At 57.7% G+C, this 1956-nt stretch carries 2 protein-coding genes and 1 pseudogene; 2 read left to right on the top strand and 1 reads right to left on the bottom strand.

Annotated features, from left to right (window positions below; translation table 11 throughout):
• Both BGN91_RS08760 and tsaA read left to right on the top strand, forming a co-directional pair.
• The coding region (locus BGN91_RS08760) for a hypothetical protein (protein ID WP_292612332.1) at positions 1-281 on the top strand (281 nt) is incomplete at its 5' end.
• A 621-nt stretch (positions 282-902) separates the two neighbouring features.
• Positions 903-1346 (top strand): tRNA (N6-threonylcarbamoyladenosine(37)-N6)-methyltransferase TrmO, encoded by a 444-nt coding sequence (gene tsaA, locus BGN91_RS08765; RefSeq protein WP_292612334.1) that lies wholly within the window; start codon positions 903-905, stop codon positions 1344-1346.
• Between the two features lie 77 nt (positions 1347-1423).
• Here the strand turns inward: tsaA and BGN91_RS08770 are convergent.
• Positions 1424-1956: pseudogene (locus tag BGN91_RS08770) on the bottom strand (hypothetical protein); the annotation flags it as partial.

Genomic DNA, 1956 nt, shown 5'->3' on the forward strand with positions numbered 1-1956 from the left:
CTCCAAACGCCAATCCCAGAAACCGGCGGCCAAACCGGCGGCCATCAAGGCCATTCGACATCTTCATGCCGCTCGCGCTCCTTGTCATAAACCCGCACCAGCACCTGGCGGCCATCGATACGGGCCCAACAAGCGCGTTACGTACCGGCCGTTTTCTTAAAGGAGTATATTTTAAGATGCAAGCGCCGTTCATGCTGCTATGCGGCAATGACGAAAGCCTTTCCTTTACGAAAAAAATCGCATCTGTGCGCAAGCATCACGCGTCTCGTCGGGATTTTTAAGTCAATACGTGAAGGTGTGCGGCGACGAGCAGTCTAAGATGAGTTTTCGAACGCAAGCGGCGACTGAAATCTTCTTACTTTTTCTTGACCATGTACCGAATTCCGGTCTTCCCAACCGTCAGCAACACAGTCGCCGCGATAAAGAGCGCGCGGATCCGCACGGTGAAAAAAGCAGTTTGGCGATGTAGCGGCCGATTGCATGAAGCCATTTGCCGAAGCGCAAACACAACGCTATCGTGCAATGGCCTGAAGGCCTTAAGACAGGATTATCGGCAGACGTCCGCGCCCTTCCATTTTATGCTGCGCAGATCGCATGCCTCCACTGCACGGTCGACATCGCAATTTTTGGTCGATGGCATAACCGGACTTTCCGACGGCAGGGTTCCACGCCTCACACACGCAAGCCCGATACTGAAGCCGAATTGAGGATCGTAACGAAACCATTTTTTCTTGGCGAAGCACGCGACGCTGAACGGCGTCATTGACGCTCAGGGGAGGCATTCGGCAGAATAACCGAACTCGAGCTACGGTCCGCGCTTCGAGCGGCAATGAGAAAGCATTGCCGGGGCAACATCGTAGACTCAATCATCCCGCACCCGGCAATCCCACATGACGATTTGCATGCAATCAGTAGGTACGGTGCGCAGCCCGTACAGAAACAAGGCCACGCGAATTTCCCGCCGTGACATCGTCGCCGAGATCGTCGTGCGCGAGGATTTGGAACGCACCCTCACCGGCATCGAGGAATGGTCCCATTTGTTCATCTTGTTTTGGATGGATCAATTCACCTGGACGCCCGATCAACTCACCGTCCATCCACGGCATCGCGAAGATTTGCCGGAAGTCGGCGTGTTCAGCGCTCGCGGACGGGAGCGGCCCAATCCGATCGGACTTGCCGTCGTCGAATTGCTGAAACGCGACAAGAACGTTCTGACCGTGAAGGCGCTGGACGCCTATGACGGCACGCCCGTCCTCGATATCAAACCCTACGATGCCTATGACGCCATCACCGGACTCCGAGCGCCGGAGTGGTGGCTGATGGCAACGGGCCGTTTGAAACCATAACAGCCGCTTCGGTTCAGCGCATACGCGTCAGCCGACGCCGGCGACTCGTCGCTTCGCACGTCCGACGCCTTGCACGATCAACGCAAGGGCCGGCGCGTCGGCGCGGACTGCCGCCACTGTCGCGACAGACTTATCAGCCGATCGCGGGAAATCGTTCCGCCGTGATAGACCGCGCGCGACACCGCGCCGGTACCGAGCACCGCTTCTCCAAATTCGTGCCGCCGCAGAAACGGATGATGCGGCAGATAGGTTCGAACCATTTCCCTGTACTTTTCCATCTCGGAAGGAGGCAGCCTGACACGGCCGGCGCCCTCGAGCGGCTTCGACTCGATATACTGCGCAAGCAGCGACAACTGCTCCTCGACGTCATAAACCGCATTCGGCAGCGCGGACTCGCATTGCTCGCTCAATCGGTCCCGCAGCTTGTCCTGTTCACGGCCCAGTATCTCGTACAGAACCGCTTCGACCATTCCCCAGGCTTCACGGCCGCCGTTTGCGCTGAGGTTTTTGGCGACGTTTGCGAAATTATCGATCACGGCCAGGATGGATCCCACCGCCGCAAGCACCGGGGCATATCCGGCGAACACTTTGCCTCGTTCGTTCTGCCAAA

It is taken from the genome of Nitrobacter sp. 62-13, assembly GCF_001896955.1.
Taxonomy (GTDB): Bacteria; Pseudomonadota; Alphaproteobacteria; order Rhizobiales; family Xanthobacteraceae; genus Nitrobacter.